Raw genomic sequence first — 15,708 nt, 5'->3', positions numbered from 1 at the left:
TTTGCCTCAAACCCTGTCTGCGTAAGGATTTCAGGAGTTTGTACCCAGTAGTTTATTAGTATTACATTGCTTTAACTCAGGCTCTGTAAGACTTTGAGCCATAGCTAGTATATTTATACGGGGGAAGTTCAGATATACAATGGGGAGAGGGGCGAGCAATAACGGTTACATCTCTTTCCTGTCGCTAGAATATTATGGAAACGAACATGAGGGAATTAATTCAATCAATTGACCAAGCTATTACCGTGGCCGAACAGATGCGGAAAACAGAAAGATCGACTCGGATTGAGGGTTTAATTTCTGTCCTGAAAACCATCAAAAGTCAGGCTTTAGCTGGTCAATTACCACCGTCTCAAGGCATTGTTACCCTAGGATTAGCGCGAGAAGTAGCTGATTGGATCGATTCCCTCGATTCTCCTTTATTGAAAGCGGTGGGTAAAGTGGAAAGAGAATACCAAAAATATTAGGAGTTGTCGGTGACAGAAGTTAGAATTAATCGAGATTGATCGCAGTCTATCTCGATCTGATTTTTTAATCGATCGAGAGAATTAAATTTCTGTTCTGGTCGCAGGAATTGCACTAAATCCATCGTTAAAATGCGATCATATACATAGCCCGACCAATCCAATAAATGGATTTCCACACTGATAGTTTTTCCCTCAATCGTGGGACGATAACCGATATTCATAACTGCCGGTAAGCGAGAACCATCAAGATGCACCCAACCGCAATAAACCCCCAGTCGCGGCAATAATTTATCGGGGGGAACCTGTAGATTAGCGGTATGAAAACCTAATGTTCTGCCTAGCTGTTGCCCGATGACCACACGACCGGTTAAACTGTAGGGACGACCTAACATTTGCCCAGCTTGCTCAACGTTTCCTGCTGCCAAAGCTTGACGAATTAGGGAACTACTAATCCGACCCGCCCCACAGTTTTTCAAACCAACAATCTCGACTTTAATATTAAATTGAGAGGCGATCTGTAATAAATCTTCGGCTGTACCTTGACGACGATAACCGAAGCGAAAATCTTGACCAACACTGATCGATTTAGCCTGTAATTTTTCTACTAAAATCTGTTTGATAAAAGCCAAGGGAGTCAGGGAAGCTAATTGAGCCGAAAAAGGCAGTAAAACTAATTGTTTAACGCCTAAATTCTCTAAAACCTCCACCTTTTCCCCTAGAGGAGTTAATAATTGCCATTTTTCTCCCGTAAAAAATTCCCGCGGGTGGGGAGTAAAACTAACAACGGTGGGATAAGCGGGGTCATCCTGAAAAATTGGCTGTAGGACGGTTTTATGACCTAGGTGCAAACCATCAAAGTTACCAAGAGCGATCGCACTAGGGGCTAAAATACGGGTATTAGGGGAATCTACAATCCACACGCTGGCTCTAAGAACAGATACAAGAGAATAATTCAAGCGATTAATCTTGAGTGTAGCCTTTTGATTCTATATCAATCGGGCGATCAAGCCAAAAAAACGCCCCCAATTACTTGGAGGCTTTTTCAGAAAAAATAACTGTATTAACCTTCTGCTAATTTCAGATCCCGCAGCGCGCTAATATCCACTTGAATCGATGGCCCCATGGAGGAAGAAACGTAAACCGTGCGCCAGTAACGCCCCTTGGCCCCGGAAGGCCGGTTTCTGTCCACCGTTTCCTGTAAAGCTTTCAAATTGATTAACAAATCCTCGGCACTAAAAGAAGCTTTGCCAAATTGAACGTGAACGATCCCGGTGCGATCGGCCCGGAATTCCAATTTACCCGCTTTAAACTCAGAGATTGCTCCCGTTAAATCCGTGGTTACGGTTCCCCCTTTCGGTGAAGGCATTAAACCCCGCGGACCGAGTTGACGACCTAATTTAGCCACTTTCGGCATCATATCGGGGGTGGCGATTAACACCTCGAAATCCATCATCCCCTTGGCGATTTCTTCGATTAATTCTTCCGAACCAACGATATCGGCCCCGGCGTTGTTCGCTTCCTGTACCTTTTCCCCGCGAGTAATGACCGCTACTCGCACCGTGCGTCCGGTTCCTTTGGGTAAACTTACCGTTGTCCGCAGTTGTTGGTCGGTATATTTAGGATCGATACCTAAACGAATATGAGCTTCGGCGGTTTCGTCGAATTTCGCCGTCGCTAATTCCTTTAATAATGTCAGTGCCTCTAATGGCTCGTAGGCTTTATTTTCTACCTTAGCCTGGGCATCTCGCAAACGTCGTGAAACTTTTTTTACCATCTGATTTGTTGCTCCTTGGGTAATAACGAAGCTTAACTTCTCCCCGAAATAAGATTTAGTCTGAGATCTTGACACCCATATTTCTGGCCGTTCCCGCCACAATATTCATGGCCGCTTCGATGTCGTTAGCGTTAAGATCGGGCAGTTTAGTTTGGGCGATTTCCCGTAATTGGTCGCGGGTAATGGTGGCGACAAATTTCTTGTTGGGTTCGTTGGAACCTCTTTCCACACCGGCCGCTTTACGGATGAGAACGGAAGCGGGGGGAGTTTTGAGGACAAAGGTAAAACTCCGATCCTCAAAAACGGAGATTTCCACAGGGATGATCATGCCGGCCTGATCGGCGGTTTTAGCGTTGTAATCTTTACAGAACGCCATAATATTTACCCCGTGTTGACCCAAAGCAGGACCGACCGGAGGAGCAGGGTTAGCCTTACCAGCAGGTAAAGCTAGTTTAATAATTGCGACGACTTTTTTAGCCATGATTTAGTTTTGTTTTTCGACTTGATTAAATTCCAATTCGACCGGGGTATCCCGACCAAAAATGGAGAGCAGGGCCTTGAGTTTGCCGCGCTCGGGACTAACTTCGATCACTTCCCCTTCAAAGTCCTTAAATGGACCAGATAGAACCAAGATTTGATCGCCAACTTCCATATTGATTTTGACGACGGGTTCTTGAATCTGAGCTTGTTTGAAGATGCGATCGACTTCTGACATACTCAAGGGTAGCGGGGTGACGTGACCGCGGCCGCGTCCGTAGTGGCGCTTTTGTTCGGCCCCGACAAAATTGATCACGTGGGGGGTGTTTTTTACCACCTGCCAAGCGTCATCATCCATGATCATTTTGATCAGGACATAACCGGGGAAGACTTTTTCCTCACCATGTTGCCGTGAACCATCCTTGCGGACTTTGACGGTGGCCGCTTGGGGAATCTGAACTTGTAGAATGCGATCGGCCACATCGAGGGTGTGGATGCGCTGTTCCAAATTGGCTTTGACCCGTTTCTCACAACCGGAAGCCACTTGCACGGCATACCAACGGGGTTTTTTCGGTAGGCCGCTGAGATTGACTTCTTCGGGAAACTGCTCTTCTTCTAGATTCATGGGAACACCTTCCCCGCACCCCAGGCAAAGAATTTATCAATCAGATAGATGAGAGTGGCTACCAAAGTCACCATTAACATCACGGCCGCCGATTCACTCAAAAGTTGCTGACGGGAAGGCCAGACGACTTTGGCGAGTTCTTCTTTGCTTTCATTGACGAATTCCTTGACCTGAAAGGAGCTTCCCTCTTTCTTGTCGCTCGTGTCTTTTTCTAGGGTTTCTTTTTTGGCCACGATCGCTACTCCTTAAAATGATACTCAAGCTATCCTTAACTTATCATTTTCACCGGACAACCCACACTAACCCCCAGACATTTAGATTATGTCCTTTGCAGTTATCGGCTTGGTGATTACCAAACGCGCCCTGGAGGACTTGAACCCCCGACATCAGGTTTTGGAGACCTGCGTTCTACCAACTGAACTAAGAGCGCCCATTCGCTAAACTATTTGGCTTTTTTAAGGCCCTTATTTATTATAGCGTAGTTGTTGGCGATTGAGCAACTTTCTTGGTTAGGCTGTCGCCGGAAAATTTTTAGAGAGGGCGATCGAAACGTTCTTGTACCCTGGTGGCTTTGCCAACCCGATCGCGCAGATAGTAGAGTTTCGCCCGACGTACTTTACCACGACGGATGATCTTGATACTGGCAACCCGCGGCGAGTGGAGCAGGAAGACTCTTTCTACTCCCACACCCTGGAAGACTTTGCGTACTGTAATCGTTTCGTTGATACCGCCATGGCGTTTGGCGATGACAATGCCCTCGTAGGGCTGAATCCGCTCTTTATCTCCTTCAACGATTCGCACCCCTACCCGGATCGTGTCACCGACATGGATAATGGGCAGATCGCTCTTGAGATACTCGGCTTCGATTGATTTGATAATCTCTTCCGTTTTCATCGGCTTTCGTAAAACTGACAGTTTTCCATCATACCATATTTTTTGAGTAAAAAGCAATAGCTATTAGCTTTCCTAACACTGAGCGTTGCTGACTTGCCGATGCTGTCACCAGATGTTAGGCTGATTGTCCCGGATTACGGTCATTATCCACCGGGAAGGCTCTTGCCCTTAACTGCCACTCTAGAGACGGTAATAAGCACATCTCTAGAGAATTTCTCTAATCCCTAATTAACTTCTCGAACCGCGATAAATGCGATCAGCTTGGGAGGGGTCTAAATAATTATAGCCCGGTTTTTGGGTTGAGGAGCCATTCTTTTTCGCCACAGTATTAACCGCAGGAGTCGCTTTTTTTACGTCCGCATGAGTCCGGATATAATCCTCAGAAATCTTGAAGGGATGACTATTGGGAAGGTGACGACTAGAGGGTAAATTGTCTGCTGCTTCGGGATGGGTAATTTTACTATGGGGAGCGACAAAATCGTGTAGGATGGGATCATAGGCTAAAATTTCGCCAGTTTCAATCCGAAAAATCCAACCGTGTAGAGATAATTTACCCTGATGTAATCGGGAACGAATAATTGGATAGCTTTGCAAATTACTTAACTGGTTGAGAACATTTTCTGCTACTGTCACCTCGATCAGTTCTTCTCCTTCTAGTTCTTTGTAATTATCCTTAACTAAACGTCGAGTAGCTTCTGCTTGCTTTAACCAATCGTAAACTAAAGGCATTTCATCGGCCAGACTCTGCAATTTTAATAAACCTTTCATCGCTCCACAATGGGAGTGACCGCAGATAATCACTTGCTCGATGCCGAGAGCGTTGATAGCATATTCTATAGATGCACCTTCACCACCATTGGTTGCTCCGTAGGGAGGAATTATATTTCCCGCATTACGAATTACGAATAATTCCCCCACCTCCGCTTGGGTAATTAGGTTAGGATCGATACGGGAATCGGAACAGGTGATAAACAGGATTCTCGGTTTTTGTCCGTGGGAGAGTTGCTCAAATAATTGCCGATGTTCATCAAAATAACCACTCTGGAACTTTTCTAGTCCCTGTAGGAGTTTCTTCATAATAATTTTTCTGGTTTAGTTTGATCGCTATTGAGTCGATCCTTTCAGCATTATCGGGCATGAGATAACAGCAATGCAACCGGCCAGATTAGCGATCGCTATCGACGGCGAGATCGGTTATATTTTGTTAAGATAAGATACAGACTGTATCTAAGCAAATTTTATTTTATGGAAACTGCAACAATTTTGGGTATTTCGATCGCTGCCGCTTTGGTGGGGATTACCGCTTTAGCTCTTTATACCGCTTTTGGACCGCCAGCAGCAGAATTAAGCGATCCTTTTGAAGATCACGAAGATTAATTCTTTAATAACCATGTGGCTATTTGCCAAGGAGAAATTTGCTCCATAGGATCGATCGCTCTTTCTAAACCGTCGATCGATTCTTTTATTGTTAATTGTAATTGATTTTGCCAATCAATAACAGCGTTTTCTCCCTGACATTCATAAACGCGCATTACCCAACCCCGAAAGGATGTTTCACTTTGTTTTAAACTCATTAAAATTAAGTTATCGGCCGAGAATTTTAACCATTGTGCCACGGGTGGCAACTGGTTTGATTGAGAAGAATTAGTAATAAAAACAACGGTGACAGGTGAGTTTAACTGCCAAGCGTGATGGACAGTTTTCGCCGTTTTCCAGTTACCTTGATGGGGATATATTGCATAGGTAAATTCTTGTTTCCCCAGATCCGCCTCGGGATCGGGCCATCGGGGACTTCTCAACAGAGTTAATCGCAGTTGCCGGTTAGTAGCATCATAGCCATATTTATTATTATTTAAAAGACTAACCCCATAGTTTGCCTCTGTATCGGTTAAATCTGCCCATTTATGCGCGTAAACTTCCCATTTTGGTGATTCTGGTTCGTGGGAACGCTCGATCGCACCACAGGCAATTTCATAGGTGGTAAAATCGCTGTTTAGGGTGAGAGGAAAAGCGGTTTTTACTAAAGTATGTTCCTGCTGCCAATTAACAATAGTTTTAATCTGGAGAATAGGAGAATCTTTTTCTAAGATATAATCTTGACAAAATTCCGAATCAGCTAAACTTCTGATCACGCGAATCTGCCAGCGCAAGGCACCACATTCTAAGCATTCGATCGATTTTAATACTGTTTTAGGTAAGGGATATTGTTGATAATTAGGATCGATATTCCAAGCGTCCCAATATTGTCCTTGATCTTTAAATCCCTGTAATTGGTTCCCCGCAGCTTGCAGGATTTCTTTTTGATTAATTATATCAAATATACTATCTATATCCCCCGTTTCCGAGTTAATAGTAACTTTAAGCAAGCCATTATCTAAAATAAATTGGCAGTTAGTTAAATTTTTCTCGGTTGCTTGCTGATTGGGAACTAACCAAAATAACTTATAACCCACAGCAGGAATATTTTCAGCGATAAATAATAGCTGATTGTCGTGGGATAATTGCGAAGGACATAGACAATTATTTAAGTCATAAACTGAACAATTGACAGATTCTATAGATAAAGAGATAACCTGGGTTCTTTCCCAGTTAAGAGAATTAAAAACTAGAAAAGGTTTTGCTTGGGGATGGGGGGGATTAGGTAAATTAATTTGAGTGGCAATTGCTTGTAAAGCTTGATGTAAAATTGCTTCACCTGTGTTGATAACTTGCCGCCATAACTGATTGGCATCCCTAAACACTTCTGGGATAGAAGTACCAGGCAGTATATCATGAAACTGATTTAATAAAACCTTTTTCCAGGCGGATTCTATCTCGACTTTCGGATAGGGAATCTCTAGTAAAATATTAGCCAGAGAAGACCATAATTCTCCTTGATACAAGAGGATTTCACAGTAACGATTATAGGCCTTTTGGTCAGCGTGGGTAGTATAACAACCGCGATGGAATTCTAGATATAATTCATCATCCCAGATAGGGAGATTACTTGTCTCCAGACTGTTCAGATAAGTTGTTGCTTGGCTAAATTTTAACTGGGGGAAAAAAGGAGATTTTTGCCAACGTTGGGCTACCTCTAACATATCACGAGTCGGACCGCCGCCATGGTCGCCAACACCTGGCAGCCAAAAAATATCTTTTAAGCCGGTTTGCCGTTCCCAATTGAGAGCATGATCGGTCATAATAATTGGGTTAGTATCCATAACTCCGGCAACATTGGGAGGAGACATTAGGGAAAGAATTTTACTGCCATCGGGAGATTGCCACCAGAAAAAACCGTGGGGAAATTTAGTCGTATCATTCCAATGTAGTTTCCCAGTTACAAAATATTTGATGCCAAAGGATTGAAGAATTTGCGGCAATTGGTAGGGAAACCCAAAGGTATCCGGCAGCCAAGCAGTTTCAGTGATTTGTCCAAATTTTTCTTGAAAATATTTTTGTCCATAAAGTAGTTGTCGAAATAGGGATTCTCCGGAGATCAAATTGACTTCTGGTTCTACCCACATCGCGCCCAAAAGTTCCCAAGATTGCCCTTTATATGCCTCTAGAATTGCTTGAAACAGGTCAGGATGATGTTTTTCTGTCCAGTCGTAAATTAGGGGGCTAGAATGACCAAATATGAGGGCAGGGAAATCTTTTTGGAGGTTTAAAACCGAGATAAAAGTGTTTTGTGCCACTTGCCAAGTTTCTGCCAACGGCCACAACCAAGCCATATCCAAATGTGCATGACCGAGAAGATGAAAACTGCGTTCTTTGAGAGGTTGAGCGAGGGGTTGTAGGGATTGACGAATTGATTCTAGGGAGCGATTAAATTTATCTTTGTTGGTGACATTATCCCAGTCAATATTATCGAGAGTAGCGGTAAAAGCCGCTAATTTTTCAGGATAAAAAGTTTGCAGATAATTATGGAGAATGGTTAATTCATCAGCGACAAAACTAGGATCGATCGCTTGGCTATATTCATAGATTAACTGCGATTTCATCAAACCACCAATATCATGATTGGGACTGACTAAACGCAGAGTAACAAGGATTTCTTGACCAGTAGAGACCGAGTTGGAAAGTAAAATGCGGGTGGAAGAATCAAAGAGGTCTCCTGCTTGGATAAATTGATTATTAACATAAATTTTGACATCTTCCGCCCACCAAGTTAAGATTAATCTCAGTTCCATTCCCTCTAAAGGATAACCGGCTAAATGTTCGGGGACAATAATTTTTTGAGTTAGATATTGGATTTGTCTGCCGGCAGGCCAAATAATGTATTGTTTTTCATTGAGGGTGACGGGTTGAATTGGTTTTCCCGCTGCTGTAGCGATAAACCAATTTTTCTGAACATCTCTGCGGGTGAGGTGAGACAGTTTAGCGATGTTGTCGAGGGGAGACATGAGCCAACAAATAAGTTAATTTTGATTATTTTAAGCGATCGAGGACTAATTGCCCTAGGGGAGAACTTGTGTTAACGCAATAGTGCTGAAGACTTACTTAGGGTTTGCGGCAAAAAGTTTTTCGGTGGGGGTAGGGTGTAGGGTGTGGGGTGTAGGGTGTAGGGTTTTACCCATTTTCAGGGGGTCAATTACCTAATTTTCAGGGAAAAAGTCCCTAAATTTACCCCCCGATCCCTCCAATGGCCGGTACTTTTTGATTTCAAAAAAGCCTAAAAATATTATCCAACAAGGTTTTTAGATTTATTCAGCAAGCCCTACTCAATCTCATCCTTCAACGGTTTATTGAGAATGAGCAGGGAAGAGAAAGCCCGTGATGAGGATTGAACTCATGACCTCACCCTTACCAAGGGTGTGCTCTACCACTGAGCTACACGGGCATTGATCGTGGTGGGCCGGGCCGGATTCGAACCAGCGTAGGCGTAGCCAACGGATTTACAGTCCGCCCCCATTAACCACTCGGGCACCGACCCATTAATTCCACGATTAACAATCATAGCACCCTTAGCTAAAACACACAAGTGTTTAGGGAAAAAATTTTTGAGCCATAAAATAACTCCCGTTAAAGCCATGGCTTTAACGGGAATTTTCTGATAATCTTGAAGATTACTTCAAAGCGTCTTCTTCCTTGTGGGTGAGGATCACACAGTCAGAGGTAGGATAGGCGACGCAGGTGAGGACATAACCCGCTTCAATTTGATCGTCATCTAAGAAGGATTGATCGGATTGATCGACAGTACCAGATTCAATTTTACCTGCACAGGTGGAGCAAGCTCCTGCGCGGCAGGAATAAGGTAAGTCTAGTCCTTGCTCTTCAGCTACATCGAGAATGTACTCATCATCGGGAACCTCAATTGTAGTATTAAGTCCTTCAGATTCATTTTTCAGGGTGACTTTATAAGTTGCCATCGGTTGTTCCTCTTAATTAAATGCTAGTGAAAGCGGCAGTCTCTACAATTGCCTCTCGCTCGTAGTCAGATTGAACGATTGGAGCGAGTTTCATTTTTGATACTACGGGAAAATCTGCCTGACTCAGCCTTGCATTAGTAATGACAGTCTTAAATAAACTTAAAATAAAATTTACTTATAGATCTAACCAGGAATTCTTGACGCTCCTTGCTCGATCTCTAGATAATTTCATCGATCTACAATCTAGCTAAACTAACCAATACTAAGCATTTGGAGCTATAATGTTAATTGTTTTTTTAGCCTTAAGCCGATTTTTGTTAAATATTAATTTAACTTATGGTTAAGATAGATGTCGATGAATTGTCTTTAACCCAGCCAAGAAATTGCTTTTCGGCACTACTGCCGGTAACACATCTAGGGAAACTATGAAAAAATATATTGACAATCAAACCAATAAATGATATAGGGAGATAAATCCCCTGTTGCCAGGGGTTGGCTATCCGTTAAAACGGATGGCTAACCCTCCCTGACGACTTTATGGTTTTCGGATTGCCAGTTTTCCAGGATATGGTTCACCGATTACCGGTCACTAATTACTTATTAGGTTGGGGAGTCATGCGTAGATAGGGTTTGATTTCTTCAACTCCTTTGGGGAATTTGCTACGAGCTTCTTCAGTGGGAATAGAGGGAACCACCACACAATCGCCGCCGTCGGTCCAGTTAGCGGGGGTAGCCACTTGATAGTTATCGGTGAGCTGCAGGGAGTCAATCACCCGCAGTATCTCGTTAAAATTGCGTCCCGTGCTGGCAGGATAGGTAATGGTTAAACGTAATTTTTTGTTGGGATCGATGATAAACACCGAACGTACCGTCAGATTATTGAGGGAATTAGGGTGAATCATGCCGTAGAGATCCGACACTTTGCGATCGCCATCGGCGATAATCGGATAGTTAACGGTAGTGTTTTGAGTTTCGTTGATGTCATTAATCCAACCCCGATGGGATTCGGCACTATCCACACTCAAAGCGATCACTTTCACATTGCGTCGCTCAAATTCTGACTTAAGACTAGCCACCGTACCTAATTCCGTGGTACAAACGGGGGTATAATCAGCCGGGTGCGAGAACAGCACCACCCAGCTATCTCCTACCCACTGGTGAAAAGAAATCGGACCTTCACTAGAATCTTGTGTAAAATCTGGAACGATATCACCCAATTGGAGAGCCATAATTGTGTCTTCCTTATTATGTATTTCAAGACAAGCAACAGTTTATGATGCCATAGGAGTGCTGTTCGTCATTGATAATTTTAGGGATTTATAATAATTGGGTTAGGGGATAGGGGATTGAGGAAATGGGGGAAGTGGGGAGATAGGGAAATAGGGAAATTCAACTGTAGCAGCCGCCAGATGGCAGCAGGAAAGTCTTTGCCAGAAAAGGGTTTTAGCGATTTAGATTCTCCTAACCAACTTGTTCTTTGTGATCAAACCCCAAAACCGCAAAACCCTTCCCCTAGGGGGGCAAACTAGGTTATGATCTGGTCTAATGGCATGATATAACTTTTTTAACTAGGTATCAGCGTTCAGCTAATAGCTAGGCTGCGGTGGCAAATCCCAACTACCCACCCTATGCCTAGTCGGAAGGCTGACGGCTTCATTTCTTGTCCTGATCGTTAATTTGCCTTGGTTTTAGGAGACCACAACTGCAATGAAGAATCTTGTTCGTCTGCTGGCGGTAATTGCCTTGATTATCGGGAGTTTTTGGGGCAAAGTTCCCGCTCAAGCTCTCAATCTCACCTCGATCGCCCTTCCCTCTCTTCCTGTGGCGGTCTTAAATGCGGCTGATGCCAAACTAACCACAGAATTTGGGGCGAAAATCGACCTTAATAACAGTGATATTCGCGATTTCCGGGACTTGAGAGGGTTCTACCCCAATTTAGCTGGTAAAATCATCAAAAACGCCCCCTACCAAGAAGTGGAAGATGTCCTCAATATCCCCGGACTCTCGGCCACTCAAAAAGAGCGTTTACAGGCTAATCTGGAGAAATTTACCGTTACTGAGCCTTCTAAAGAATTTATCGAGGGTGATGACCGTTTTAACCCCGGAGTTTACTAAATCCAGTTAATGGCGGTTTTAAAAAAATTCCAAGGTGAGCGATCGCTCACCTTTTTCAGTGATTAGCGTCTGAAGGCAAGAGGCAAAAGGCAAGAGGCAAAAGAAAGAATCTGGCATACTGCCCCAAGCTAAAAACTGGCGATTTTTGCCAGAACTATAGAGAAATGAAATGCTAGAATAAATAGAATTTATCAATTAACTCCTACATGGTCGTTTCCTCGCAACTGCCGAGTTATCAAGATGTTTTAGTGGTGGGATCGGGAGCGGCGGGATTGTATGCCGCACTGTGTTTACCCCCTAACTTAAAGGTGGGTTTAATTACCAAAGAAGATTTAAAAACTGGGGCTAGTGATTGGGCGCAGGGAGGAATTGCGGCAGCCACCTCCCCGGCAGATTCCCCCGTTTTCCATTTAGAAGATACCCTAAAAGCCGGAGCGGGCTTATGCGATCGCTATGCCGTACAGTTTTTAGTCGAGAAGGCCCCTCAAGCGATCGCTGATTTGCTGCGGTTGGGGGTTAGTTTTGATCGCTCCGGAGACGACTTAGCCCGCACTCTTGAGGCTGCCCATTCCCAGGCCCGGGTGCTGCACGCGGCTGATCGCACGGGGAGAGCGATCGTCAGTACCCTGATGGAAAAAGTGGTCGAACGCCCCAATATTACCATTATTCCCCAAGCGATCGCCCTGAAACTCTGGCTTGACCCGGAAGGGCAACGCTGTCAAGGTATTTGTTTACTCCATCAAGATCATCTCTGTTGGCTGCGAGCGCCAGCAGTCATTCTGGCTACGGGAGGCGGCGGTCAAGTCTATGCCCAAACCACTAATCCCGCCGTTAGCACGGGGGATGGAGTCGCCCTGGCTTGGCGTGCCGGGGCAGTGATTCGCGACCCGGAATTTTTTCAGTTTCACCCCACCGCTTTGACTGTGCCGGGGGCGCCGCGGTTTTTAATTAGTGAAGCGGTGCGCGGCGAAGGAGCGCATTTAATTGATGACCGGGGGCGGCGTTTTGCCTTCGATTACCATCCGGCCGGAGAATTGGCCCCCCGGGATGTGGTGAGTCGGGCGATTTTTAGCCATTTGCAGAAAACCTCCGACGATCCCGCCCATGCCAAAGTATATCTAGATTTAAGACCGATCGAACCGGATCGTCTGCGTTATCGTTTCCCCAATATTATCCGCATCTGTCAAAAATGGGGCATTAATGTGTTTGAAGATGTGATTCCCGTTGCCCCCGCCGCTCACTATTGGATGGGAGGAGTGGCTACCGATTTAAACGCCCGCACTTCTCTACCCGGTTTGTATGCGATCGGCGAGGCGGCCAGTACGGGTGTTCACGGTGCTAATCGTTTAGCCAGTAATTCTCTTTTGGAATGTATTGTCTTTGCGGCAAATTTAGTTGAAATAGGTCTAGAGCCAGAAAACTTGGTGGGGGAAAGACCAGAAAAACCCTTAGAAATCGCAGAAAATTGGCAAGAAGAACAGGAATACTGGCAAAAAGTACGCAGAGAATTACCGATTTTAATGTGGGAAAATGCGGGAATTTGCCGATTTCAAAATGAGTTAGAAACTGCTATCCTACGGGTGCAACAGTGGAAACAACAGTTAGAATCCTTAAAGATGGGCCAATTTCTCCAGAATCTTCTCCCCGACAAAGGACAATTATTTTTGTGTCCCTCGGTGCAGTTAGAAATAAGAATAGCGATCGAGACATTAAATCTTCTAGATATCGCTGACTTAATTCTGGAAAGTGCCTTATTGCGAGCAGAAAGCCGAGGCGGTCACTATCGGGGCGATTATCCAGAAACCGTAGCTAATTGGCAATTCCACACGACTATTCAAGGTCGAACGTGGCGTAAAACGCCTGTGCAAGCTTAATTAAGCCAGTTTTTCACAGATAATCCCTAAGCTCTAAACAGTGGACTCTATCCTCGCTACTAGGAGCCTTACTATTCGCCCCACGCTCACCGGAGGCCTTTCCCAATCACCACCGTAGTCCATGACCTATCTCTGGAGTTAAGTGCTTTTCATTTACGGCTTTTAGGCTATCATACTTTTACCCTCCCCCCCCTAAACAGTTGCATTAATTCTATGATCAAACCCAATTTCCTATTTTTGTTAGCTATCGGTGTGAGCAGTTGGGGTCATCATTTTCAGGCTTTACCCAAGGCTAACGCTCAAACTCCCCCTAGGTTAGAGCAACCCCAGACTGTCGCCACTTACGATCAGTTGATGAAAGCTGGTTACGAAGCTACAGCCCAAAGAAATTACCAACTCGCCCTAGGAAAATTTCAACAAGCTCTGGCACAACGTCCGAACGATACATTTGCTCAAAATGCGATCGCTAATATCCAGAAGTATCTAGGTCAAACCGCCACGGCCGCCAACGCAGCCGCCAAAAACGAGACTTCACCAATACCGTTAATTGCTGGCTCGGCCTTGTTATCCATCGCTTTATTGGGAGTTTTACTATCGCTTTTCTTCCAATATCGTCCCAAGGGCAAAGCCTCAAAACGGCGCAAAAAGACAACTTACGTCAATCCTAAAAACCCACTCAACAACTTTTCTAGGGGCAATGGCAATTCCTTCGACGCGGACCCCAAAACGGGCAGTGACATTAATGGCAGTGGTGACGAGGATTTCGAGCCTTCTTTGCCCGTACAAGCTACCTCCCGCATCCCGAACGTAGATTTAATCCTGCGTTTAATTGAAAGTCTTCGTGATAACGATCCCCGTACCCGTAGACGGGCGGTTTGGAAGCTGGCACAGATGTCCGATTCTAGGGCAATGCAGCCTTTAGTCGATAGTATGGTGGATGGGGATTCCTACGAACGCAGTTTAACCCTAGAAGCTCTCGCTCAAATCTGTACCCGCTCCCTGCGACCGATGAACCAAGCTTTGGCTATCTCTCTCCAGGATAAAAATCCCCAAGTGCGGAAAAATGCTATCCGGGATTTAACCAGACTCTACGATATCATGTCTCAGATCAGTCAATTAATTTGTCATGCCCTCGATGATTCCGATGAGGAAGTGCAAGAAACAGCACGCTGGGCAATCAGACAGTTAAATCTGCAATTACCGCCCCGCTTAGATATTGCTCCCCTGGAAACCACTGGTGAACCGGAAGATGATGACGTACAGGATACTTCCTTCACTGAAACCACATCCACTGAGGTGCAAAATTGAGTGGAAAACTGTTATTTCTCTCCACCCCCGTGGGATTTTTGGGATCGGGGGACGGCGGTGGCCTAGAATTAACTCTTTATAATCTCGCTCGCACTCTGAATAAGCAAGGGTATGCGGTGCGGGTAGTGGCTCCAGAAGCCTCGCAATTGCATGATATTCCCTTAATCACTATAGCAGGAAATGCCCAGATTTCCGCCCAAAGTCAAGGCCGGCAAGCCCCGATTTTCATGCCCGAAAATGCCGTTTTGGCCAATATGTGGCACTACGCTCAACAAGTACAACATCAGTACGATTTAATTGTTAATTTTGCCTAGGATTGGCTGCCTTTTTATCTCACTCCTTTTTTTGCCACTCCCGTCGCCCATTTAGTCAGCATGGCTTCCGTTTCTTTGGCGATGGATCATATTATTCAAAAAACCTACCGCAGTTTTCCCCATTTACTCGCTTTTCACACCGTCGCCCAAGCAGAAACTTTCTCAATATCTCCCCCCTATCGCTGTTTGGCTAATGGTTTAGACGTATCTTTGTATCAGTTTCGGGCCGCTCCTTCCCCCTGTCTAGCCTGGGTGGGACGGATTGCCCCGGAAAAAGCTTGAGAAGATGCGATCGCCGCTTGTCAACAGTTGGGCGTAAGCTTTTACGCATTTAAGTTACATTGACAGCATTACCCTTATTTTTCAGTTTTCTAAGTACCTAGGCAAAATTAATTACATACTCGCCTCCAAAATTGTCCAGCACTTTTTTAACGTAAGCGAGGAGGCTCTTTCGGTCTTTATAGGCGCTAAATTCAATCCATTCATATTTTAAAAATCTCCATAATATTTCA

At 44.7% G+C, this 15,708-nt stretch carries 15 protein-coding genes, 3 tRNA genes and 2 pseudogenes; 6 read left to right on the top strand and 14 right to left on the bottom strand.

Translation table 11 applies throughout. From position 1 onward, the window contains the following. Window positions 1–194 precede the first annotated feature (194 nt). On the top strand, window positions 195–467 hold the full coding sequence (locus tag O9332_RS16075) for a hypothetical protein (RefSeq protein WP_002761130.1): 273 nt from the start codon (window positions 195–197) through the stop codon (window positions 465–467). On the opposite strand, the gene O9332_RS16070 is transcribed toward O9332_RS16075, so the two are convergent. From O9332_RS16070 to O9332_RS16035, 8 genes are all read right to left on the bottom strand, one after another. After that, window positions 464–1,387 carry a bifunctional riboflavin kinase/FAD synthetase gene (locus O9332_RS16070; RefSeq protein WP_288026402.1) on the bottom strand — a complete coding sequence of 308 codons (924 nt, stop codon included), beginning with the start codon at window positions 1,385–1,387 and terminating at the stop codon, window positions 464–466. The genes O9332_RS16075 and O9332_RS16070 overlap by 4 nt on opposite strands. A gap of 140 nt (window positions 1,388–1,527) precedes the next feature. Continuing rightward, a complete protein-coding gene (gene rplA, locus O9332_RS16065) occupies window positions 1,528–2,241 on the bottom strand; it encodes a 50S ribosomal protein L1 (protein ID WP_043999247.1) in 714 nt (237 codons plus the stop codon). Window positions 2,242–2,296: 55 nt separating this feature from the next. Next, on the bottom strand, window positions 2,297–2,722 hold the full coding sequence (rplK, locus tag O9332_RS16060; RefSeq protein ID WP_002761138.1) for a 50S ribosomal protein L11: 426 nt from the start codon (window positions 2,720–2,722) through the stop codon (window positions 2,297–2,299). A 3-nt stretch (window positions 2,723–2,725) separates the two neighbouring features. Beyond that, window positions 2,726–3,343 (bottom strand): transcription termination/antitermination protein NusG, encoded by a 618-nt coding sequence (gene nusG / locus O9332_RS16055; protein ID WP_002761140.1) that lies wholly within the window; start codon window positions 3,341–3,343, stop codon window positions 2,726–2,728. Next, entirely contained in the window at window positions 3,340–3,576 is a 237-nt protein-coding gene (gene secE / locus O9332_RS16050; protein ID WP_002761141.1) for a preprotein translocase subunit SecE, read from the bottom strand. The genes nusG and secE overlap by 4 nt, the downstream gene beginning before the upstream one ends. A 124-nt stretch (window positions 3,577–3,700) precedes the next feature. Next, window positions 3,701–3,773 (bottom strand) — tRNA-Trp (locus tag O9332_RS16045). A gap of 101 nt (window positions 3,774–3,874) precedes the next feature. Next, window positions 3,875–4,237 carry a 50S ribosomal protein L19 gene (gene rplS, locus O9332_RS16040; RefSeq protein WP_002738040.1) on the bottom strand — a complete coding sequence of 121 codons (363 nt, stop codon included), beginning with the start codon at window positions 4,235–4,237 and terminating at the stop codon, window positions 3,875–3,877. A gap of 228 nt (window positions 4,238–4,465) precedes the next feature. Further along, complete coding sequence (locus O9332_RS16035) at window positions 4,466–5,314, bottom strand: carbonic anhydrase (protein ID WP_002761143.1); 849 nt, start codon at window positions 5,312–5,314, stop codon at window positions 4,466–4,468. Between the two features lie 168 nt (window positions 5,315–5,482). Between O9332_RS16035 and psbN the strand changes: the two genes are divergently transcribed. Further along, on the top strand, window positions 5,483–5,614 hold the full coding sequence (gene psbN, locus O9332_RS16030; RefSeq protein WP_002761150.1) for a photosystem II reaction center protein PsbN: 132 nt from the start codon (window positions 5,483–5,485) through the stop codon (window positions 5,612–5,614). Here psbN and O9332_RS16025 read toward each other — a convergent pair. The 5 genes from O9332_RS16025 to O9332_RS16005 form a co-directional block, all read right to left on the bottom strand. Then, a complete protein-coding gene (locus tag O9332_RS16025) occupies window positions 5,611–8,619 on the bottom strand; it encodes an alpha-mannosidase (protein WP_002761152.1) in 3,009 nt (1,002 codons plus the stop codon). The genes psbN and O9332_RS16025 overlap by 4 nt on opposite strands. A gap of 365 nt (window positions 8,620–8,984) precedes the next feature. Further along, a tRNA-Thr gene (locus O9332_RS16020) sits at window positions 8,985–9,056 on the bottom strand. A gap of 8 nt (window positions 9,057–9,064) precedes the next feature. Then, window positions 9,065–9,149, bottom strand: a tRNA-Tyr gene (locus O9332_RS16015). A gap of 133 nt (window positions 9,150–9,282) precedes the next feature. Next, entirely contained in the window at window positions 9,283–9,585 is a 303-nt protein-coding gene (locus tag O9332_RS16010) for a ferredoxin (protein WP_002761157.1), read from the bottom strand. 593 nt (window positions 9,586–10,178) lie between these two features. Next, the gene (locus tag O9332_RS16005; RefSeq protein WP_002761158.1) at window positions 10,179–10,814 is read right to left on the bottom strand and encodes a peroxiredoxin; all 636 of its coding nucleotides are present in this window, start codon (window positions 10,812–10,814) and stop codon (window positions 10,179–10,181) included. Between the two features lie 478 nt (window positions 10,815–11,292). Here O9332_RS16005 and psbU point away from each other — a divergent pair, with 478 nt between their 5' ends. The 4 genes and pseudogenes from psbU to O9332_RS28115 form a co-directional block, all read left to right on the top strand. Next, the gene (gene psbU / locus O9332_RS16000) at window positions 11,293–11,700 is read left to right on the top strand and encodes a photosystem II complex extrinsic protein PsbU (protein WP_002761160.1); all 408 of its coding nucleotides are present in this window, start codon (window positions 11,293–11,295) and stop codon (window positions 11,698–11,700) included. 206 nt (window positions 11,701–11,906) lie between these two features. Then, window positions 11,907–13,574: an L-aspartate oxidase gene (nadB, locus tag O9332_RS15995; protein ID WP_288026396.1), complete on the top strand. Its 1,668-nt coding sequence runs from the start codon at window positions 11,907–11,909 to the stop codon at window positions 13,572–13,574. Between the two features lie 213 nt (window positions 13,575–13,787). Continuing rightward, window positions 13,788–14,882, top strand: a complete 1,095-nt coding sequence (locus O9332_RS15990) for a HEAT repeat domain-containing protein (RefSeq protein ID WP_002761164.1) — start codon at window positions 13,788–13,790, stop codon at window positions 14,880–14,882. Beyond that, window positions 14,879–15,475: pseudogene (locus O9332_RS28115) on the top strand (glycosyltransferase); the annotation flags it as partial. The gene O9332_RS15990 and the pseudogene O9332_RS28115, both read left to right, overlap by 4 nt. A 100-nt stretch (window positions 15,476–15,575) precedes the next feature. On the opposite strand, the pseudogene O9332_RS15975 reads toward O9332_RS28115, so the two are convergent. Further along, window positions 15,576–15,708, bottom strand: a pseudogene (locus tag O9332_RS15975) (IS630-like element ISMae24 family transposase); the annotation flags it as partial.

Source organism: Microcystis sp. LE19-10.1B (assembly GCF_027530565.1).
Taxonomy (GTDB): Bacteria; Cyanobacteriota; Cyanobacteriia; order Cyanobacteriales; family Microcystaceae; genus Microcystis; species Microcystis aeruginosa.
This window is presented reverse-complemented; position numbering and strand designations above follow the sequence as displayed.

Coding starts and splice junctions, on each gene's coding strand:
- psbU (WP_002761160.1), top strand. CDS start 11,293: ATGAAGAATCTTGTTCGTCTGCTGGCGGTAATTGCCTTGATTATCGGG.
- rplK (WP_002761138.1), bottom strand. CDS start 2,722: ATGGCTAAAAAAGTCGTCGCAATTATTAAACTAGCTTTACCTGCTGGT.
- O9332_RS16035 (WP_002761143.1), bottom strand. CDS start 5,314: ATGAAGAAACTCCTACAGGGACTAGAAAAGTTCCAGAGTGGTTATTTT.
- O9332_RS15990 (WP_002761164.1), top strand. CDS start 13,788: ATGATCAAACCCAATTTCCTATTTTTGTTAGCTATCGGTGTGAGCAGT.
- nadB (WP_288026396.1), top strand. CDS start 11,907: ATGGTCGTTTCCTCGCAACTGCCGAGTTATCAAGATGTTTTAGTGGTG.
- O9332_RS16010 (WP_002761157.1), bottom strand. CDS start 9,585: ATGGCAACTTATAAAGTCACCCTGAAAAATGAATCTGAAGGACTTAAT.
- rplA (WP_043999247.1), bottom strand. CDS start 2,241: ATGGTAAAAAAAGTTTCACGACGTTTGCGAGATGCCCAGGCTAAGGTA.
- psbN (WP_002761150.1), top strand. CDS start 5,483: ATGGAAACTGCAACAATTTTGGGTATTTCGATCGCTGCCGCTTTGGTG.
- O9332_RS16005 (WP_002761158.1), bottom strand. CDS start 10,814: ATGGCTCTCCAATTGGGTGATATCGTTCCAGATTTTACACAAGATTCT.
- nusG (WP_002761140.1), bottom strand. CDS start 3,343: ATGAATCTAGAAGAAGAGCAGTTTCCCGAAGAAGTCAATCTCAGCGGC.
- O9332_RS16075 (WP_002761130.1), top strand. CDS start 195: ATGGAAACGAACATGAGGGAATTAATTCAATCAATTGACCAAGCTATT.
- rplS (WP_002738040.1), bottom strand. CDS start 4,237: ATGAAAACGGAAGAGATTATCAAATCAATCGAAGCCGAGTATCTCAAG.
- O9332_RS16025 (WP_002761152.1), bottom strand. CDS start 8,619: ATGTCTCCCCTCGACAACATCGCTAAACTGTCTCACCTCACCCGCAGA.